At 37.3% G+C, this 21,546-nt stretch carries 17 protein-coding genes and 1 riboswitch; all 17 genes read left to right on the top strand.

From position 1 onward, the window contains the following. Positions 1-7 precede the first annotated feature (7 nt). Positions 8-1,180 (top strand): acetyl-CoA C-acetyltransferase, encoded by a 1,173-nt coding sequence (locus ACQKOG_RS21255; RefSeq protein ID WP_370078166.1) that lies wholly within the window; start codon positions 8-10, stop codon positions 1,178-1,180. A gap of 120 nt (positions 1,181-1,300) precedes the next feature. Further along, a complete protein-coding gene (locus tag ACQKOG_RS21250; protein ID WP_402869341.1) occupies positions 1,301-3,085 on the top strand; it encodes an acyl-CoA dehydrogenase family protein in 1,785 nt (594 codons plus the stop codon). A 505-nt stretch (positions 3,086-3,590) separates the two neighbouring features. After that, the gene (locus tag ACQKOG_RS21245; protein ID WP_427448215.1) at positions 3,591-3,893 is read left to right on the top strand and encodes a hypothetical protein; all 303 of its coding nucleotides are present in this window, start codon (positions 3,591-3,593) and stop codon (positions 3,891-3,893) included. Between the two features lie 143 nt (positions 3,894-4,036). Continuing rightward, on the top strand, positions 4,037-4,393 hold the full coding sequence (locus tag ACQKOG_RS21240; RefSeq protein ID WP_370042360.1) for an arsenate reductase family protein: 357 nt from the start codon (positions 4,037-4,039) through the stop codon (positions 4,391-4,393). A gap of 175 nt (positions 4,394-4,568) precedes the next feature. After that, positions 4,569-4,949 (top strand): glycine cleavage system protein GcvH, encoded by a 381-nt coding sequence (gene gcvH / locus ACQKOG_RS21235; protein WP_132361837.1) that lies wholly within the window; start codon positions 4,569-4,571, stop codon positions 4,947-4,949. Positions 4,950-5,330: 381 nt separating this feature from the next. Continuing rightward, positions 5,331-5,672 (top strand): toprim domain-containing protein, encoded by a 342-nt coding sequence (locus ACQKOG_RS21230; protein WP_132361835.1) that lies wholly within the window; start codon positions 5,331-5,333, stop codon positions 5,670-5,672. A gap of 16 nt (positions 5,673-5,688) precedes the next feature. After that, positions 5,689-5,991, top strand: coding sequence for a thioredoxin family protein (locus tag ACQKOG_RS21225; protein ID WP_427448214.1), 303 nt, complete (start codon positions 5,689-5,691; stop codon positions 5,989-5,991). Between the two features lie 64 nt (positions 5,992-6,055). Continuing rightward, a riboswitch (SAM riboswitch) is annotated at positions 6,056-6,160 on the top strand. A gap of 320 nt (positions 6,161-6,480) precedes the next feature. After that, positions 6,481-7,509 (top strand): methionine ABC transporter ATP-binding protein, encoded by a 1,029-nt coding sequence (locus ACQKOG_RS21220; protein ID WP_415731807.1) that lies wholly within the window; start codon positions 6,481-6,483, stop codon positions 7,507-7,509. After that, positions 7,499-8,167: a methionine ABC transporter permease gene (locus ACQKOG_RS21215; RefSeq protein ID WP_370078157.1), complete on the top strand. Its 669-nt coding sequence runs from the start codon at positions 7,499-7,501 to the stop codon at positions 8,165-8,167. The genes ACQKOG_RS21220 and ACQKOG_RS21215 overlap by 11 nt, the downstream gene beginning before the upstream one ends. 87 nt (positions 8,168-8,254) lie before the next feature. After that, on the top strand, positions 8,255-9,103 hold the full coding sequence (locus ACQKOG_RS21210) for a MetQ/NlpA family ABC transporter substrate-binding protein (RefSeq protein ID WP_427448213.1): 849 nt from the start codon (positions 8,255-8,257) through the stop codon (positions 9,101-9,103). 532 nt (positions 9,104-9,635) lie between these two features. Then, positions 9,636-10,508: a response regulator gene (locus ACQKOG_RS21205; RefSeq protein ID WP_370078153.1), complete on the top strand. Its 873-nt coding sequence runs from the start codon at positions 9,636-9,638 to the stop codon at positions 10,506-10,508. Continuing rightward, positions 10,505-11,551, top strand: a complete 1,047-nt coding sequence (locus ACQKOG_RS21200) for a HEAT repeat domain-containing protein (protein ID WP_427448212.1) — start codon at positions 10,505-10,507, stop codon at positions 11,549-11,551. The genes ACQKOG_RS21205 and ACQKOG_RS21200 overlap by 4 nt, the downstream gene beginning before the upstream one ends. After that, positions 11,548-12,972: a glycosyltransferase family 2 protein gene (locus ACQKOG_RS21195; RefSeq protein WP_370078149.1), complete on the top strand. Its 1,425-nt coding sequence runs from the start codon at positions 11,548-11,550 to the stop codon at positions 12,970-12,972. Before ACQKOG_RS21200 ends, ACQKOG_RS21195 begins: the two co-directional genes overlap by 4 nt. After that, entirely contained in the window at positions 12,969-16,145 is a 3,177-nt protein-coding gene (locus ACQKOG_RS21190; RefSeq protein ID WP_427448211.1) for a hypothetical protein, read from the top strand. Before ACQKOG_RS21195 ends, ACQKOG_RS21190 begins: the two co-directional genes overlap by 4 nt. An 853-nt stretch (positions 16,146-16,998) precedes the next feature. After that, a complete protein-coding gene (locus ACQKOG_RS21185) occupies positions 16,999-18,165 on the top strand; it encodes a dicarboxylate/amino acid:cation symporter (RefSeq protein ID WP_370078146.1) in 1,167 nt (388 codons plus the stop codon). A gap of 931 nt (positions 18,166-19,096) precedes the next feature. After that, on the top strand, positions 19,097-19,930 hold the full coding sequence (locus ACQKOG_RS21180; protein ID WP_370078140.1) for an amidase: 834 nt from the start codon (positions 19,097-19,099) through the stop codon (positions 19,928-19,930). Positions 19,931-20,647: 717 nt separating this feature from the next. Next, entirely contained in the window at positions 20,648-21,544 is an 897-nt protein-coding gene (locus ACQKOG_RS21175; protein WP_370078138.1) for a response regulator, read from the top strand. Positions 21,545-21,546 lie beyond the last annotated feature (2 nt).

Below are 21,546 nucleotides of genomic sequence, written 5' to 3'. Positions count from 1 at the left end.
TAATACGATGCGTGAAGCCGTTATTGTAGCAGGAGCACGAACTCCGATTGGAAAAGCGAAGAAGGGTTCTTTAGCAACAGTTAGACCAGATGATTTTGGAGCGGTTGTTGTCAAAGAAACATTAAAAAGAGCGGGCTATGAAGGTCCGATTGACGATTTAATTTTAGGGTGTGCAATGCCTGAAGCTGAGCAAGGCATGAACGTAGCACGTAATATAGGAGCGCTTGCCGGGTTACCAAATACAACACCAGCGCAGACAATTAATAGATTCTGTTCATCAGGTTTACAAGCAATCGCTTTTGCAGCAGAGCGTATAATGCTAGGACATTCTAAGGCGATTCTTGCTGGTGGAGTCGAGTCGATGAGTATGGTGCCAATGGTAGGTAATACACCTCGCTTAAATCCAACTTTAGCAGAAACTGCTCCCCAATATTATATGGGGATGGGGCACACAGCAGAGGAAGTGGCACGTCAATACAATGTAAGTAGAGAAGATCAGGATGCATTTGCTGTGCGTTCACATGAGCTTGCGGAAAAAGCGATTAAAGAAGGTAAATTCAATGATGAAATCGTACCAATCGAAGTAGAGCAGCATTATGTAGATGACAACAACAAGCCACAGGTGAAAAAATTCACGTTTAGCATGGATGAAGGTGTACGTCCAGGTACATCTGTAGAAGGTTTAGCGAAGCTTCGTCCAGCCTTCCATGTTAAGGGCAGCGTTACAGCTGGTAATGCCTCTCAAACTTCAGACGGTGCAGCGGCAGTACTTGTGATGGATCGTGAGGAAGCAGAGAAGCAAGGGCTTACACCAATGGCGAAGTTTTTAGGCTTTGCAGTTGGTGGTGTACCTCCTGAGGTGATGGGTATTGGACCAATCGTGGCAGTACCTAAAGCACTTGAAATTGCAGGGTTAGCAATTGATGACATTGATTTATGGGAAATTAACGAAGCATTTGCGTCACAATCCCTACAAGTCGTACGCCATTTAGGCATCGACCAAAACAAAGTAAATGTCAATGGTGGAGCAATTGCCGTAGGTCACCCACTTGGTGCAACTGGAGCCATTTTAACATTAAAGCTTATTCATGAATTGAAGCGTCAAGGTAAGAAATATGGCGTTGTGACAATGTGTATTGGCGGCGGAATGGGTGCTGCAGGAGTGTTTGAAATTCTATGATTTTTGCTAGATCAGCTTGGAGTGCAGCGTTTCCGGTTGCCTCCGAACACAGTGCTTCAAGCTTTTCTATATATTGGGGATTAAAACTACTAACAATAGATAAATAGGGAGGAATTTAGAATGACAGAAAAAACAACGGATTTCATTAAAGGCGGCGGATTTATTATTGAAGATGTGGAATTAGATCGTGTATTTACACCAGAAGATTTCACAGATGAGCATAAAATGATTGCTAAAACAACTGAAGAGTATGTAGCAAATGAAGTGTTACCAGTCGTTGAAAACTTAGAACACCATGAATTTGAGCATTCGGTTCGTCTACTAAAAAGTGCAGGTGAACTCGGCTTATTAAGCGCAGATGTACCTGAAGAATATGAGGGTCTTGGACTAGACAAAGTTTCTTCTGCATTAATCGCAGAAAAAATGTCTGTTGCTGGTGGCTTCTCTATTACGCATGGTGCACACGTAGGTATTGGTTCTTTACCAATCGTACTTTTCGGAAATGAAGAGCAAAAGCAAAAGTATTTACCAAAGCTTGCATCAGGTGAATTAATTGCTGCTTACGCATTAACTGAGCCAGGTTCAGGTTCTGATGCATTAGGTGCAAAAACTACTGCAAAATTAAATGATGCAGGGACACATTATATTTTAAATGGTGAAAAGCAATGGATTACAAATGCAGGCTTTGCAGATGTATTTGTTGTCTATGCGAAAATCGATGGCGATAAATTCTCAGCATTTATCGTTGAACGTGCCTACAATGGCGTTTCGGTTGGCGCAGAAGAGAAAAAAATGGGGATCAAATCTTCATCGACTCGTACATTAATCCTTGAAGATGCAGAAGTACCTGTAGAAAACCTTTTAGGTGAAGTAGGTCGTGGACACGTTATTGCCTTTAATATTTTAAATATCGGGCGCTATAAATTAGGGGTTGGAACAATTGGTGGCTCGAAGCGTGCATTAGAGCTTGCCATTCAATATACAAACCAACGTCAGCAGTTCAAAACGAAGCTGTCTGATTTCAATCTAACAAAAGAAAAATTATCAACAATGGCTTCACAATTATATGCGTCTGAGTCATTAAACTATCGTACAGTAGGTTTATTTGAAGACCGTTTAAGTCAGCTAAGCCCAGAAGAGCAAAAGCAAGGGAAAGTAATCGCTGGTGCAATTGCTGAGTATGCTATTGAATGTTCTATTGCTAAAGTATTTGGTTCAGAGACTTTAGATTACATTGCAGATGAAGCGGTTCAATTACACGGTGGTTACGGCTTTATGGCTGAATACGAAGTAGAGCGTATTTATCGTGATTCTCGTATTAATCGTATTTTTGAAGGTACAAATGAAATTAACCGCATGATTGTACCAGGTACATTTATGAAGAAAGCATTAAAAGGTGAATTACCATTATTACAAGTTGCTCAAAACTTACAACAGGAGCTTCTAATGCTAATGCCTGAGGATGTAGGCACAGAGCCGCTAGCACAGGAAAAATATCTTGTGAAAAATGCGAAGAAAATTGCTGTATTAGCAGCAGGCATAGCAGCACAACGCTACGGTGCGAAGCTTGATCAAGAGCAAGAAGTATTGGTGAATATTGCAAATATCGCAAACCAATTATTCGCGATGGAATCAGCTGTATTGCGTACAGAAAAAGCGATTGCTCGTGACGGCGCTGAAAAAGCTCACCAAAAATTACTGTACACTCAAATCTTCTGCCAAGAAGCATTTGCAGAAATTGAAAAAGAAGCAAAAGATACGATTCTTGCTTCAGCAGACGGCGACGCTGCACGCATGACATTGTCTGCACTACGTAAGTTAACTCGCAACAATCCATACAACTTAATCGCGAAGAAACGCGAAGCTTCTGTTAAATTAATTGAAGCAGAAAAATTTGTAGTTTAATATAGCAGTCCCAACCTAGCTATCCGAGATGTGATAGCTAGGTTTTTTTGTTGGAAATAAAAGTATAGCTCTTCGGTGATTTCTGTTCCGGCTACGCGCATTCGATGGGGTCGCTTCGCTTTAACAAAATAACATCCAACTTTTAGTTTTATCAGAACACTTTTACGATTTATCGCCCGACTTTTGAATTTTATCTACCAACTTTCACGATTTATCACCCAACTTTTGAATTTTATCTACCAACTTTCACGATTTATCACCCAACTTTTGAATTTTATCGACTAACTTTCATGTTTTATCACCCAACTTCTAAATTTTATCGACATCCACCTGCCAAAGAGCAAAAAAGGATTCATACACAAAACTGTGTGCGCTTTATAATGTCGCCCTGTCTCCACTCCATATGTATCCTTTGAAATGTAGTTTGATAGCAAAAGGGTTTCATCTGTGCGAAAGCGAAACAGGCGAGACCTTGCACGGAGCGAAGGAAACGGACCACTCCAAAATGCCAATCGCTGATAAAATGCTGAGAATCGCTGATAACATCAAGAAAATCGCTGATAAAATGCCAAGAATCGCTGATAACAACAAGAAAATCGCTGATAGAATGCCGAGAATCGCTGATAACAACAAGAAAATCGCTGATAAAATGCCGATAATCGCTGATAACAACAAGAAAATCGCTGATAAAATGCTGAGAATCGCTGATAACATCAAGAAAATCGCTGATAAAATGCCAAGAATCGCTGATAACAACATAAGAATCGCTGATAAAAATTCCAAGAACCCCCGAAAGCATCATGAGTAGCTTCCAGCCGGAACGGAAATCAACCCCACGCTTTGGCTTGAAGAGTTTCATTTTGGCTCGTAACGGTTATGATGGTATACTACAGAAAATGAGGGATACACTGAAAATGTTGTTCCTAAAGATGAAAGTAGAGGAGCCTATAAATGACGATTCAATTTATTCAATATCCGAAATGTACTACTTGCAAAAAAGCTCAAAAATGGCTAAATGACAATGGGGTTTCATACGAAGAGGTACACATTGTCGAACAACCACCTACAAAGGATGAATTATCAAACTTATGGCAAGCTAGTGGACAACCTTTAAAGAAATTTTTTAATACTTCTGGTATGAAATATCGAGAGCTTGGCTTGAAGGATAAACTTGCTGAAATGACTGAAGAGGAGCAGCTTGAACTGCTTGCATCAGATGGTATGTTGATTAAGCGTCCGATTGTAACCGATGGAAAAAAAGTTACTTTAGGGTTTAAAGAATCAGATTTTGAGCAAGCTTGGAAATAACCGCTTTTCACTTGTTTCAGTAAATGTTGTATGTAGCGAAAGCGAAGCGTCAGGTCAGAACTCTTCACCTCTATAGGTATTGAGCTGAATGAGGCATAATTGATTCTTGTTTTTATGGTAGAAGTATGGCACACTGAAAATGAATATATTACATATTTATGGAGGGGTTTTTTTCATGAGCACACCTAAAGACTTACGTTACTCTGAAGAGCACGAATGGGTAAAAGTAGAAGATGGTAAAGTACGTATCGGTATTTCTCATTTCGCACAAGCTGAACTTGGAGATATCGTTTTCGTTGAACTTCCACAAGTTGGCGACGAAATCAAAACTGATGATCCATTCGGTAGCGTAGAATCTGTTAAAACAGTTTCTGAATTATACGCACCAATCTCAGGTACAGTAGTTGAAGTAAATGCAGATTTAGAAGATAGCCCAGAATTCGTTAATGAATCACCATATGAAAAAGCATGGATGATCGTTGTAGAGCCTGCTGATGCTTCAGAAATTGACAAGCTTATGACAGCTGAGCAATACGAAGAAATGATTGCAGAATAAGACAAGCCTTTAACTTCTTTCAGCGAGTGTTCAAACATCAGCTAAAAGAAGTTAAAGCCTCCGGCGGATGTCATGGAATCGGAAAGGAGTGTTTAGATGATGTTAGCCTAAGATCATCGCATCCATGCGATAACGGCTAACTAACCTGCGTCGTGCAGGCCTAAGCACAAAGCCGATTCCTGACGCGATTATGTCGAGGCATAATTGATCAGAAAAACGTCGGAAACTACCGACGTTTTTTTTTATCTTAACCATCCTGCCACTATAGTTGGTAAGGTAAATGCAAGTATATTCCCTTATTAATAGGTATCTAACTGTATCAACGACAAGGTTTGTTGATATAATGAATTATAAGGGATATGTCTAAATGGGGGTGGCGTGATGTTCGAGGGAAAATGCTTAATTGTCGAAGGCCGATCGGATAAACTTCAAATCGAACCTATTTTAAATGAAGACGTAAAAATACTTTGTACAAATGGTACAATTGGTGTGCATCAATTAGAAGAGCTACTCGACCCATATGAGGGTTGTGAGCTTTATACATTTTTTGATGCAGATACATCAGGTAATAAGCTACGGGCATTAATGGACAGACATTATCCAGAGGCTGAGCATTTACGTACGATGCCAACATATAAGGAAGTTGAGACAACTCCGAGGAAAGTGCTAGCGGCGATATTGCTTCGTGCACATTTCTCAATCCATAATGAATATATTTTGTAAGGTTGCGTGAAAAAAGATGGAAGAATGGTCAAAAGAGCAGTGGAACACGGCTATCCAGTCCGGTGAAAAGGCTGCCTTTTATTTATATACGCCAATGTGTGGAACGTGCGCAGTTGCATCGAAAATGATGGCGGTTATTAAGCAATTGCTGCCACAGCTACAGATTGGTAAGGCGAATATTAATTTTATAGAGCAAATAGCTTATGATAATAAAATCGAAAGTGTACCATGTTTACTCGTATGTGAAGGCGGAGAAGTGATAGAAAAGGTTTATGCCTTCCAATCCGTACCATATTTATACGAATTGTTAAAAAACTAATTGACTGAATATTAATCACATGGTAAAGTAACAAATATATTAAAAAAACAATAAATATATCGAACTCTTATAAAGAGCGGCGGAGGGAAGTGCCCTATGAAGCCCGGCAACCATCACAAACGTGAAAAGGTGCCAAATCACCCAAAGATTTATCTTTGACAGATGAGAGAACGGTTTAGCGTATATGTACGTGACCCCTTCTACTTGTCTTTAAGTGAAGGGGTTTTTTAATTTCTTTCAGCGGGTGTCCTGGAATCGAAAAGGAGTGCTTAGAGGATGTTAGCCTAAAACCATCGCATCCATGCGATAATGGCTAACTGACCTGCATCGGTGCTGCTGTTGCTGCGTTAGCACTACGCTTTCGCGCAAAAAACATCTGCAGGCCTAAGCACAAAGCCGATTCCGGACGTAATGTTTATCTGTGCGAAAGCGAAGCGACAGCAACAATTATGCCGAGGCATAATTGATATAAGAAAAGGAGAATTCGCTATGATCAATCTTCAAAATATTACGAAGAAATACAAAACTACGAATGGCGAATTAACAGCAGTTAAAGACGTCAACCTTTCTATTAATAAAGGTGAAATTTTCGGCATTATCGGCTATAGTGGCGCTGGTAAAAGTACAATGATTCGTTTGTTAAATGGTTTAGAAAAGCCTACATCTGGTACGGTGACGGTTAATAATCAAGAGTTTTCGTCCATAAAGGGGCAAAAGCTTAGGGATGCTAGACAAAAGGTTAGTATGATTTTCCAACATTTCAATTTACTTTGGTCTAGAACTGTTGCAGAAAACATCGCTTTCCCACTAGAAATCGCAGGTGTGCCAAAGGCCAAACGGGAAGCACGTGTGAATGAATTGATTACACTAGTTGGCTTGGAAGGGCGCGAAAAAGCATATCCATCACAACTATCGGGGGGACAAAAACAACGGGTAGGTATCGCTCGTGCACTTGCTAATAATCCAGAGGTATTGTTATGTGATGAGGCAACATCTGCACTCGATCCGGAGACAACAGATGCTATTCTTGATCTACTTGTCGATATTAACGAACGATTAGGTCTAACGATTGTGTTAATCACACATGAAATGCACGTTATCCGTAAGATTTGTCATCGTGTAGCGGTTATGGAAGCTGGTGAAATTGTAGAACGTGGTGAAGTATTACAAGTATTCCAAGCTCCACAAGCAGCCATTACGAAAAAATTCGTTTCTCAAATTACAGATACAAAGGAAACACAGGAAACTGTGGCACAAATTAAAGAAAATTACCCTAATGGACAACTTGTTAAGCTAATCTTTGTAGGAGAAAAAACAGAGCAGCCTGTCATTTCACATCTTGTGAAACAGTTTGATGTAGAAGTAAGTATTGTACATGGTAATATTTCGCAAACGAAAAATGGAGCGTACGGTACACTTATTGTGCAAATTGATGGCTCAGAGGCGAACGTTGCTGCTTCACTGAGTTACTTAAATACAGTCGAAGTACAAACGGAGGTGATTACAAATGCTAACTAGTCTTTTTCCGAATGTCGACTGGGAAAAAATGTGGGACGCTACGTATGAAACATTGTATATGACAACAATTTCTACGGTCATCACATTTATACTTGGATTAGTAATTGGAATCTTATTATTTTTATCAAGTCCCAACCAACTATGGGCCAACAAAATTGTAAACTTTTTAACAGGATCAATCGTTAACATTTTCCGCTCGATTCCATTTATCGTATTGATTATCTTATTAATTCCATTTACGAAATTTTTACTCGGCACAATTCGTGGCGCAGATGCGGCTTTACCAGCATTAATTATTGGAGCTGCACCATTCTATGCGCGAATGGTATTAATCGCCTTACGCGAAATTGATAAAGGTGTTATTGAAGCGGCTCGTTCAATGGGTGCCAAAACGTCAACGATTATTTGGAAAGTATTAATTCCCGAATCGTTACCAGCGCTTATTTCTGGTCTTACTGTAACTGCTGTAGCACTTGTTGGTTATACTGCGATGGCAGGTATTATCGGCGCAGGTGGTCTAGGAAACTTAGCATTCTTAGATGGTTTCCAACGTAATCGCACAGATGTAACTTTAATGGCAACTATTTTAATCTTAATAGTAGTATTTATTATTCAATGGATTGGCGACTTAATTACAACCAAAACAGATAAACGCTAAAAAGAGCATCATACTATGAACATCTAAAAGGTTATCTCGGTTTCATACCGCTAACATATTTTATATAGGAAAAGGGAGAGTAATAAAATGAAGAAGTTATTAACAGGATTATTTTTATCTGTATTAGTACTAGCTCTAGCCGCTTGTGGTGCTGGTAAAAAAGAAGAAAAAAGCTCATCATCTGATGCTGGTGATAGTAAAGAGAATGTAACATTAACAGTAGGTGCTTCTAATACACCACATGCTGTTATTTTAGAAAAAGCAAAACCGATTTTAGCTAAAGAAGGTATCGATCTTAAAATTGAAACATATCAAGATTATGTATTACCAAACCAAGATTTAGAATCTGGCGAAATTGATGCAAACTATTTCCAACACATCCCTTATTTAGAGAAGGAAATTAAAGAAAAGGGTTATGATTTTGTAAACGCTGGTGGTATTCATATTGAACCAATCGGTATTTACTCTAAAAAATATAAATCTCTTGAGGATCTTCCAGAAGGTGCAATAATTTTACTTTCTAGCTCAGTTGCAGATCACGGACGTATGCTTTCATTATTAGAAGCTAAGGGCTTAATTAAACTTAAGGATGGAGTAAATAAAACATCTGCTGAACTTAAGGATATTGTAGAAAATACTAAAAACTTCAAATTCGATGCAAATACAGCTCCTGAAATGCTTGTACAAATGTATGAAAATAATGAAGGTGATGCAGTTCTTATCAATTCTAACTACGCAATCGATAACGGCTTAAATCCATTGAAAGATGCAATTTCTCTTGAAGATAAAGAATCTCCATATGTAAACATTATCGCTGTACGTGCTGGTGATGAAACAAAACGAGAAATTAAAAAATTAATAGAAGTATTAAAATCTAAAGAAATCCAAGACTTCATTATTGAAGAGTGGAAAGGCTCAGTTGTACCAGTAAAATAAAATGTATCGAAAAAAGGGTATGTAAGTATGACAGCTTACACACCCTTTTTGCTTGTCTACAAAAGAATAAAACAAATGTAATGATCACGCAGAGTTGGTGCTTTCCACGGTTTTGGCTTCAATCTCCTCGTCACTACGTTCCTGCGGGGCTTTCAATGCAAGCCCATTCCACAGAAGTCGCCACTCTCTACAGAGGTTGTCAAAAAAACACTATGTAATTTTATATCAAAATAGTGTTTATCTACAGTTTGAAAGGGTATGTAAGTATTAAAGCTTGCATTCCCTTTTTTTTCTTGTTTAAAAAAGGATGTCTATTATCAGAAAAGTATAACATTTTTATCGAAAAGGGTCTTCTTTTGTGTTTTATAGCAAAAATATAATATATTTTAAAAGTGACTGATTTACCAAATATTTTATATAGAAATTGATTAGTGATCTTTATTACTATAGTTGTTGTGTTTATAAATCGAAAAAGTGCTAGAAAACATGAAAGAAAATCAAATATTTCTTACATCAACTGGAGTGAACACCAATGAATAAATTAATCATCGCAGAAGACATCATGCAGGAGCATGAGGTGAAGGGTTATTTTGAAACATTGCGTGAGAGCGTCATTCGCTCACGTTTCACAATGACTGCAGTCTTTTTTAAATTAGCTAATTCACCACAAGGAACAGATATAGAACGTAATCTAATTTCAGCTTTTCTAAAATCAAAAATACGAAAAACAGATTTACTTTTCCAATTAGCGGATGGCGTGCATTGGGGAGTTTTTTTTCTACAAAGTAGTGAAGTCGAGGTAAAGGCGTTTTTAAAACGGATTTTTGCAATTCTGAAGCAAGAAAGGGAATTTCAACAAATAGCGTTAAAAGCCTCCATTACTGAAATAAGAAATAATAGTGTAAACTTTGACACTTTGTTAGATAAAAATAAGCAAAAACTAGCAGATGACGAACAGCCGACTTGGTCAATAGAACAAGTTACAGATTATAGTGAACAACCAACTGAGCAAGTAAAAGTAAGCATTATTGAACAAAATGCAATCTTTAGAAAAGTGCTAGAAACAACGCTCAATGATTTAGATATTCCTCATTTTACGTTAGATGTGGCTACCTATGAAGATGGCTATAGTTTTTTACAGTCCGAAAGCTATAAAACAGGCCATATGCATTTAGTTGTCATGAACGATATTTTACCACGTAAAAATGGCTTAGAAATTTTGCACATTTTACGAGAAATGCCGAATGAGAAAAAGTTCATCATTTATATGATGTCAGAACGAAACTCAGAAGGGGCGACACTTAATGCTTATGAAGGTGGAGTCGATGAATTTATCGTAAAACCATTTAATTTACGTTTGTTAGAAGCAAAAATCAGGAGAACGTTTGCGAGGTTTTGGCTATGATCGAGCTATCGATTTCTTTTCTTTTAACGGCCATCGTTGTTTTATTAGTCATTTTATTTTTATTTACGATATATCTACTTTTGCAGCATCAGCGGGAGATTCGCTTTGCAGAAACGTATAATACTTATTTACAAAACTATTCACAGCACTGGTACAACTATTTAATCAATGAAGAAAATTTCTCTATAGTCCTTGTACCCCGCGGAAGAGCTCAAGTAGCAGCTATAGAAACAATATTTTCATCGTATTTAAAAAATATAACGAATGAAATAGTTGAACATAAAATCAAAGAGTTTTCTAATCTCTATTTAAAACAGTTTTATAAAAAGGATTTAGCAAGTAAACGTTGGAGCATTAGGATGAATGCTTTATATCGAATTGCTGATTTACAGATAGAGGAATTAGTTGATGCTTGTCAACAATTCGAGAAAGCCAAAATTTCGGAGGAAGAATATTTTCAACTGTTAAAAATTTACTCTCTGTTCCAACCAGAATTATTTATCGAAAAAATTAAAGAATCGAGCGTTAACTATTCTGAAAGCGAATATAGAAGATTATTTGTCTTGTTAGAGGATGATGTTTTTATTCGATTGTTTGAAGACTTTGATAGCTGGACGAAAAATATCCAATTTGCTGCAATTGATACTGCAGCTGTAAAAAGAAATATGCAATATATTGATAAGTTAAAACAGCTATTAACACACGAGGTTCCAGAAATAACAATAAGAGCATTAAAGGGTCTTTACGAAATTGGTGTAATTGATGAAATCGATCCTTATGTCCCATTTGTGACTTCAGATATGTGGGAAGTAAGATTAATGGTTGCCAAACTCTTTAAGCATGCGCCACTAGACTATACCTATGCTTATTTAGAACAGCTTCTTGAAGATGAAAATTGGTGGGTACGCTCACAGGCAGCAAAAACAATTGCAGAAAATAGAGAAGGAATTGCAAAATTACAGCAATTTATGGAGTCTTCAAACGACCAATATGCAATTGAAATAGCACAGGAAACAGTAGTCAGAAGGCAGGGGATCAAATGAAATTAATTTTAGATTATTGTATGTGGTTCTTTGGCGGCATTATTATGTTTTATATGTTATTCGTTATCGTTTCATATTGCACAATGTTTGTAATTGCCATGCTAGATTTACGAAAACGCTATAAATTAGATCCCTCAGAGTATGATGATGCACATATCGATGCCTTCTACTCAAAACCAGTATCCTTACTAGTCCCTGCTTACAATGAAGAGGTTGGAGTTGTCGATACAGTCTATTCATTGCTGAATTTACGATATCCGCAAACGGAAATTATCATTATTAACGATGGTTCTACTGACACTACACTGCAAACGGTCATCGAGCATTTCAGAATGAAGCCCGTTGATAAAATTGTTCGTGCAAGTATCCCTACAAAACAAGTGAAACAAATTTACGAATCAGAAATTTATAAGAATTGTATTTTAGTAGATAAAGAAAATGGTGGTAAGGCGGATGCATTAAATGTAGGTATTAATGTTTCGCAATATCCTTATTTTTGCTCTATTGATGGTGATTCAATTTTAGATGAAAAATCATTACTTCGTGTGATGAAGCCGATTATTTTATCTGATGGTGAAGTGATTGCGGCAGGTGGGAATATTCGAATAGCCAATGGAGCGAAAATGCAGCTTGGTTCCGTTACTGAAACGCACTTATCAAATAATTACTTAGTAGTCATGCAAACAATAGAATATTTGAGAGCTTTTTTTATGGGGCGAATCGCTTTAAGTAAATTCAATCTTGTGCTTATTATTTCGGGAGCATTTAGCGTCTTTTCGAAAGAATGGGCTGTGGAAGCGGGCGGTTATTCAACGAATATTATTGGAGAAGACATGGAGCTTGTCGTGAATATTCACCGTTTGATAAGAAAGAAAAAAGAAAAGAAGCGTATTGAATTTGTACCAGATCCTGTGTGCTGGACGGAAGCACCTCAGACATTAGGGGTATTGCGAAATCAACGTAGACGTTGGCATCAAGGATTATTCGAAAGCCTTTGGAAGCATAAAACGATGACATTCAACCCAAAATATGGCTTATTAGGGTTTATTGCATTGCCTTATTTTTGGCTTGTAGAATGTCTAGGTCCAATTGTTGAGCTAGGTGGTTATATTTATATCGTTGTAGCATTTTTCTTAGGGAAAATCTATTATGAAGCAGCGGTAATACTGTTGCTGCTCTTCGTTATTTATGGAGTTATTTTTTCAATAGCATCTATACTATTCGAGGCATGGACAATGAACGCTTATCCGAGAAAGAGAGAGCTATTACGAATGATACTTTTAGCATTTACTGAAATTTTTTGGTATCGACCACTCACTCTTTTATGGCGCTGTGAAGGATTAGTTCGGTTTGTGCTAAGAAAAAGCGATTGGGGTAATATGAAGCGTGTCGGCATCGCTGAAAAGGAGAACAGTGTATGAAGCGAATATATATAGGAATTATAGCTATTCTAATTCTCATTATTACACCTATAGCATGGTGGTATTTGAGCGATGAAAAACCGCTGAACGTCGCGATTCTAGATAAAACGGTTCCGAATGAAACATATCGAGAGCATTTAGGTGTGAACTGGTTTTTAAACCATTATAAATACACAATCGATGATCATCCGTATGATGTACAAAAAAATTACTATGGTACGATTCCGAATGATAAAACGAAAAGAGTATCTGAAAAAAAGTTTCCGACCGACTATAGCAATTATGATGTTATTTATTTGGCAGATACGTATGGTGTTTATAAGGATGATTTAAATGAAAAAAAGCGTCTAGGTAAACGCTCAGAAAAAATTGTTGGTGGCTTGGAAATGGATGAATGGCAATCAATAGTAGGTCGTTTAGCAAGCAACAAGAAAAGTATGCTAATTGCTGAATACAATACATTTGCGTCACCAACATCAGAGGCAGTTAGAAAAGAGCTACAGGACTATTTAGGAATATCATGGTCTGGATGGATTGGGCGTTATTTTGATGAGCTTGATTATCATAAAAACTCAGAAATCCCACAATGGGTCATAGATGAACATGGTGATAATTGGCCATATAAGGGCGGTGGCTTTCTTTTATTTAATGAAATTACAGAAAAGCTCATTGTGCTGGAACTGGACAAGCATGTAAAAACGGAAGGTATTCAGCTGCAATTTACTGAAGAAGGGAAAAAATTCTTTAATACTTCTGCTAGTGCAGAGTATGGCTATTGGTTTGATATTATCACGCCTAAATATGCAGAGGATGCTCTTGCTAATTATAAATGGGACTTAACAAAAGATGGGGAAAAACTATTAAAGGACAACGATATTCCACAGCAATTTGCGGCTATCGTTTCACAGGAAAAACGCTACACTACAAGCTATTACTTTGCTGGAGACTTTAACGATATGTCACGGGTACCGTCTCTTTACAAAATAAAGGGATTACCGACCATTTATAAATACGCTGAGAAATATGCAGATAGTTCATTTTACTGGTCGATTTATATACCAGTCATGCATAAAATTTTTGAAACGTTTGAGCAAAAAGAGGTTCAAGAAAACGTTAATCATGAAAAACAAAATTATAATGCACGGATTAAAGGTGAATCATTTGAAGTCTTACGCGATGGGAAATGGGAGCCACTAGTCTTTAAGGGCGTTAATATCGGTATGGGGAAACCGGGAGCATTCCCTGGCGAGGCCGCTATTACGGAAGAAGAGTACTATCGCTGGTTCCGTCAAATTGGTGAGATGAATGCCAATACGATTCGTGTCTATACATTACACCCACCAGGTTTTTATCGGGCACTTGCTAAATACAACGAGGAAAACCCAGATAAACCACTGTATGTCTTGCATGGTGTATGGATTAATGAGGAAGGATTGTCTGACTCACTAGATGCCTATGATGAAACTACCTTAAAGGATTTCCAAAGTGAAATGAAGCGCATGGTAGACGTTATCCACGGCAACACTTATGTGAAGCCAGTAACAGGACATGCTTCAGGATTATACGATGTTGACGTTTCAAAATACGTTATTGGCTGGGTGCTAGGAATTGAATGGTATCCGCACATGGTAGTCGGTACGAACGAAAAACACGCTAATATAGGTGAATACAATGGGACGTATTTTGAAACAAAAAATGCTGCACCATTTGAGCATTGGTTAGCGGAGCAAATGGATCTTATTACTACTTATGAGAAGGATCAATACAATTGGATTCGCCCTATGAGTTTTACAAACTGGGTAACAACTGACTTACTAGACCACCCATCTGAACCTTCTGAAGATGAAGATTTAGTAGGAGTCAATCCAAATGTCATTTATACGAAGGGTGAGATGCAGGCACCAGGACAATTTGCTTCCTATCATGTGTATCCATATTACCCTGACTTCTTTAACTTCGACCAAAAATATTTAAATTATAAAGATTTCCGGGGCAATAAAAATAGTTATGCAGGATATTTAAAAGACTTACATGAAGCTCATCGTATGCCTGTTCTTATTGCGGAATTTGGAATCCCAGCAGCGCGCGGTATGACACATGAAAATGTTTATGGCTGGAATCAGGGGCATATGTCCGAACAGCAGCAAGGTGAAACACTTCAACATTTATATGAAGATATTATGCATGAAGGCTTGCTAGGAGGACTTGTCTTTACATGGCAGGACGAGTGGTTTAAGCGAACATGGAATACGATGGATTATGATGATCCAAATCGTCGACCATTTTGGTCCAACGCACAAACGAATGAACAGCAATTTGGTGTACTAAGCTTTGATAGGTTTAAAGTAAAAGTAGACGGCGATACAAAGGAGTGGAAAGGTACACAAATGTACAATACCGCACCTTCTGATTCCACAGATTTTGCTGTCGATTACGATGAAAGATATTTGTATTTCAAAATAAAAAGTGATGTTTTAGATAAAGCATCACCGCGTATTTTACTTGATGTCGCACCAAACCAAGGAAATACGTCGGCAACATCAATAAAAGATATGACCTTTTCAAATGGCGTAGATTTTATTGTGGAATTAAATAAAAGTGGAGACTCTCGAGTCGTCATAGATGAGTACTATGATTTCTATGATTATTTTTACGGTCATAAGTTAAATATGATTCCGCCTCGTATGGCAACTATCACAAAAAATAGTGGTAAGTTTGCACCGATTAACTATGTGCTAAATAAACAGCTATACTTACCAGAGCAAAAAATTACGACCGATTTTAGTTATTATGAAACAGGGAAGCTTCTTCAAGGGAATGCCAATCCAAAAGCAAAAGATTATAATTCATTAGTAGACTATACTTGGACGGATAATAATGTTATTGAGCTACGAATTCCTTGGCTACTAATCCAAGCAAAAGATCCAAGTCAGCGTGAGTTTATGGGAGATCTATATAAAGATGGTGTGACAGCTTCTACTAAGGTAGATAATATTTATATTGGTGCTGTCTTTGTAGATAAGGATGGCAAGGTTGTGAAATCTTTACCAGAGACCAACGGCCATGTCTTGCCTGCTCTTTCAGCTTATTCTTGGGAACAATGGCAAACTCCAAAGTATGAAGAGCGTTTAAAACAATCCTATTATATTTTACAAAAATTATTTAAAGCTTAATCAATTATGCCTCGGCATAATTGCCGCTGTCGCTTCGCTTTCGCGCAGATAAACAATGCGTCCGGAATCGGCTTTGTGCTTAGGCCTGCAGATGTTTTTTGCGCGAAAGCGTAGTGCTAACGCAGCGACAGCAGCACCGATGCAGGTCAGTTAGCCGTTATCGCATGGATGCGATGGTTTTAGGCTAACATCCCCTAAGAACTCCTTTCCGATTCTGTGACATCCGCCGGAGGCTTTAACTTCTTTCAGCTGGTGTTTGGACAACCGTTGTAAAGTAGCTTAAATCCGCATTCATCTCATCACCTATAGAGGTGGGAGACTTTTGCTGAAAGAAGTTAAATAGAGCTTAGGATAGGTGAGTATTTGCCTATTCTAAGTTTTTTGCTTTTTATTGGCTCGTCATCAAAAGTTATGGATGTCTTAAAACGTTTGCCATTATCTATGTTGATCTTCGTTCCGATTGGGCGACTCCTTGGGGATCAACAATAAAGGAACGAAGGCTAAAAGCATCACGTCCTGTGATAACATCTTCGTAGCCAACATAGTGCTGCTACCGTTTCTCTTTTGTGCAGATAAAACCCTTTTTCCGCTGCCGCTTCGTTAGCACTACGCTTTCGCGTATAAAGCATCGGCTGGCCGAGACCCTGCAGCGAAGGGGATGTTAGCTGTGCGAAAGCGCCCAGTCGGAACGGAATTCAACCAGACGTTATGGTAATGGTATTTTTATCAGAAAATAAAAAAGAGTTTTGCAATTCTGCCTATTTAGTAAGCTGTATATTCTCTCAACTGTTTATGTTAAATTACTAATAATACATTCGAGAAAGACAGTTGTTTTTTTTAGGAGGACAATATCATGAAGTTTAAATTTGGTTTATTGGCAAAAATTATTGTTGCTATTTTGTTAGCGGTAATACTTGGAAGCTTTGCGCCAGAGTCATTTGTACGTATATTTGCAACATTCAATGGCATATTCGGTAATTTTTTAAAATTTGTTGTACCACTTATTATTATTGCATTTATTGCTCCGGGCATTGCTCAGCTTGGGAAAGGCTCAGGGAAATTATTAGGTTTAGCAACATTCTTTGCTTACTTCTCAACAATCATTGCAGGAATATTTGCCTTTTTTGTAGCGCGCAATGTGTTGCCTAATTTCATTTCAAATGGTGATATGGAAAGCATGAAAAACCCTGAGGAATTTTTAGCACAGGCATTCTTTAAAGTTGAAATGCCTCCAATAATGGATGTCATGGCAGCATTAATTTTTGCCTTTATCGTAGGAATTGGTATGACTGCCATTCAAAGTGATGTTATGAAACGTGGTTTTGAAGAGTTTAATGTTATCATTGAAAAGTTAATTTCATTTGTAATTATTCCACTTTTACCATTTCATATTTTCGGGATCTTCTTGAACATGACATACGGAGGTCAAGTAGCAAAAATATTATCTGTCTTCGCAATTGTCTTCGCACTTATAATTGTGATGCATTGGGTAATATTGCTAGTTCAATACACTGCTGCGGGAACTTTAAATAAGAAAAATCCACTTATGTTACTTCGAACAATGCTACCTGCATATTTTACAGCTTTGGGCACACAATCCTCAGCAGCAGCTATTCCAGTTACATTGCGACAAGCGCAAAAAACAGGAGCTTCAGAAAAAGTAACGAATTTCACAGTCCCACTGTTTGCCACTATTCATTTATCAGGTAGTACGATCACAATCGTAACTTGTTCTTTAGGTGTTATGATGATGAACGGTATGGATATAGGTTTTGCACAATATATCGGCTTTATCTTTATGCTAGGTATTACAATGGTTGCTGCACCAGGTGTCCCTGGAGGGGGAGTTATGGCAGCAATTGGTTTACTACAAACAATGCTCGGCTTCGATGAAACAATGGTTGCACTAATGATCGCACTATACTTAGCGCAAGATAGCTTTGGTACAGCTACAAATGTAACTGGAGATGGAGCATTATCTATGATTGTCGATCGTTTCAACAAAGAGACTAATTCATAAAAGCTGAGTAACGGATAGAACAGCTAAAGTCGCGGAAAGAACCGCCAAAATCGTAGATAGAAACGACGCAGCGACGGATAGAAATATCAAAGTGACGGATAGAATAGTCGAAGTCGTGGATAGAATCATCAAAGTGGCGGATAGAAGTGCTGAGGCGACGGATAGAAACCAGAGCGGCGGGAAGAAGAGCCGAGGTGACGGAAAGAAATCAGAGCGACGGATAGAAGAGCCGAAGTGACGGAAAGAATCGTCAAAGTGACGGATGGAAAGGCGAGAGCGACGGAAAGAATCGCCAAGGAGACGGATAGAAACTAGACCGACGGAAAGAAGAGCCGAAGAGACGGAAAGAAACGTCAAAGCGACGGATGGAAAGGCCAGGGCGACGGATGGAAATCAGAGCGACGGATAGGACAGTTAAAGTCGTGGATAGAAACGTCAAAGTGGCGGATAGAACAGTCGAAGTCGTGGAAAGAATCGTCAAAATGACGGATAGGAGTGCCGAGGAGACGGAAAGAAATTAGAGAGACGGATAGAAGTGCAGAGGCGACGGAACGAATCGCCAGTGACGGATAAAAGTGATTGTTAAAATCGCTAAAATTACGAAAAGAATCAACTAAGTCAACAAAAATTGCCATTTAGGAACTTTTCATAAGGGAATATTTAATAATAAGCAATATGATCTCATTTGTGGTCATATTGCTTTTTTGATGCGCCCGGCATGTGTCTATAGAAAAATACAGATAGATTGATCAGTCTTTTAAGAACAAATCCCTATTCTATGAGGAGCAAAAATAAGAAGAAACATATCCTTCTTTTTGTTTATTTCTATTTATAGAAATTTTCGATATGGTATAACTAGTTTGAACGAATGGGGCTGTGTGAAATTATTAATAGTCGAAAGTTTAAGTTGATGATCATATGCATATTGTTTATGTCACTAAATAGTACAACCATAAAGGCTAATGGTATTACAGAAGAACAACACTCTACATGGATTTGGAATCCATGGATACTTGTAGATAACGAAACCAGTACATTACAATTTTTAGAAAATAAACGCATAAACAAAGTTTATTTACAAATTGATTATGAAATATCGAGAAGCGTTTATCAAAACTTTATAGAAAAGGCTACCGCAAAAAACATCCAAATATATGCACTTGCTGGAGAATCCTATTGGATTACAGAGAATGGCATTGAGTATCAAAATCAACTTATGAATTGGCTAGAGCTTTATCAACGTGAAGCAACAGAGGCCCAAAGTTTTTTAGGAATACATTTAGATATTGAACCATATGAAACACATATTTGGACTACAAAACAAACAACCGCGATTCAAACCTATCAACAGTTAGTTATACATGCGAAAAAGAAAGCACGGTCATTAAAATTACCATTAGAATTAGATATACCTTTTTGGTATGACGAAATTTTATATGAGACTAAATATGGTAAGGGTATTTTATCTGAATGGTTAATTAATTATTCAGATGGTGTGACGATAATGGCTTATCGAGATAATTCACAGGACATTATACAAATCGTAAAAAATGAAATTGAATATGCTAAACGAATGGATAAAAAAGTTGTTGTAGGTGTTGAAACTTTGAAGTCAGCAGAAGGAGACTTAGTTAGCTTCTCAGAAGAAGGGGAAGCATATATGGATCAACAATTGAACAAAATTCAACAATATTTTTCCGAAAATCAGAGCTTTAATGGTATTGCAATCCACCATCTTGAAAGCTGGATGGAAATGCGACCATAATATCTTAACGGTATTAAATTAATTAAGATAAGTTGTTCTTGTAATCAGTAATTAAAAGGCATGTTCCCTTCATTTGTTCGTTGTCATACAAGAAAATAATCTACAACTTTCCTCAGCTTATTTGAGGAAAGTTGTAGATTTTTCTTTTTTATCCAATGTTATTTTGGGGCAATTTTCAAATTGTTTAGAATTTGTTTAGTTTGAACTGTTATAGTCTTATAACACGATTCTAATAAGATATACTGTAAAACGCTGAAAAGCTCCTAACGAAATTGCGTAAAAAGCAATATCCTACCATTATATTATCTCCAATAGCACATGTACTAAAGAAAAAAACTATTATGTTTTCGTCTAATAGTTAACTATTTTTTATATCTTCTTTCGGTAGATGTTTTGTTGCAAATCAATGCATCAGCTACAAAATACTTTTACCTCAATACAGAAAGTTCTAGAAGCAGTTATACTCATTTAATTTACTAAGTATAGTTATCGTTTATAACATGATAGTTGGCTGATCACCAAAAGTAGTGGATGACAATGTGAAACGTATGCCATATGTAAGTTGATAGGAGTGGGGGCTGGGCGACTCCTTGGGGATTAGCGGCTCATCGGACGCTACCAGTCGAAACATAAATCAACCACACGTTATGGTGATGAGCCTGATAGTTCCACAGAACAAACAAATATCATATTGAATAATTGTAAGAGGAGTATAGGATGAACACTTTAATTAAAGCGACACAAAAAGTAAATATTTTAAAAGAAAGTGATATTATACCATTTTTTGATGTGTTAAAGGCAAATGTTATTCGTTCAAATATGGAAATGACAGTTATATTTTTAAAAGCAACTGTAACTGACCCCAATCAAAATAATGTGATAGTAGATTTAGAGGAACAAATTGCTGATTTTTTAGTATCCGAAGTTCGGAATACCGATATGCTTTTTAAGTTAGAGGGAAGTTTGCGATGGGGAATTTTGTTAACACAAAATGGTGAAGAGGAGGGAAATGCATTTTTAAATCGAATTTTTCAACTCGTAAAAAATGATTATTTCCCTTCTATAATCGATTCAACTTTTACATTGCAGGGGATTATTGTAGCAGTTAAAAATGATCAAGTAACGTTTGAAGATTTAAAAGATAAACAGTTTGAAGTTTTTAGTGAACTATCAGAACCTTGGAAAATCGAAATCGTGACGAGCTTTAAGGCTCAGCCGCTTAAAACAGTGAAAGTAAGTATTTTAGAGGAAAATGCTATTTTAAGCGAAGTATTAGAAATGACAGTTCAAAAAATGGTTATAGATCACTTTCAATTGGAAACAAAAGTTTTTTCAGATGGGTACGAATTTTTACAGTCAGATTGGTATTTATCAGGACATACTCATATTGTCATTATGAATGATATTTTACCTCGTAAAAATGGTCTCAATGTCTTGCACACATTAAGGAATATGGCTAATCAAAAGAAATTTATTATTTATATGATGACAAATAGGAAATCTCAAGGAGATATGAATTACGCATATGAAAGTGGCGTTGATGAGTATTTAATTAAGCCATTTGATTTAAATTTATTTCAAGCACAATTAAAGCGAACATTTGCGAGGTTATGATT

The sequence above is a fragment of the Lysinibacillus sp. NPDC093216 genome, from assembly GCF_050280325.1.
Taxonomy (GTDB): Bacteria; Bacillota; Bacilli; order Bacillales_A; family Planococcaceae; genus Lysinibacillus.
This window is presented reverse-complemented; position numbering and strand designations above follow the sequence as displayed.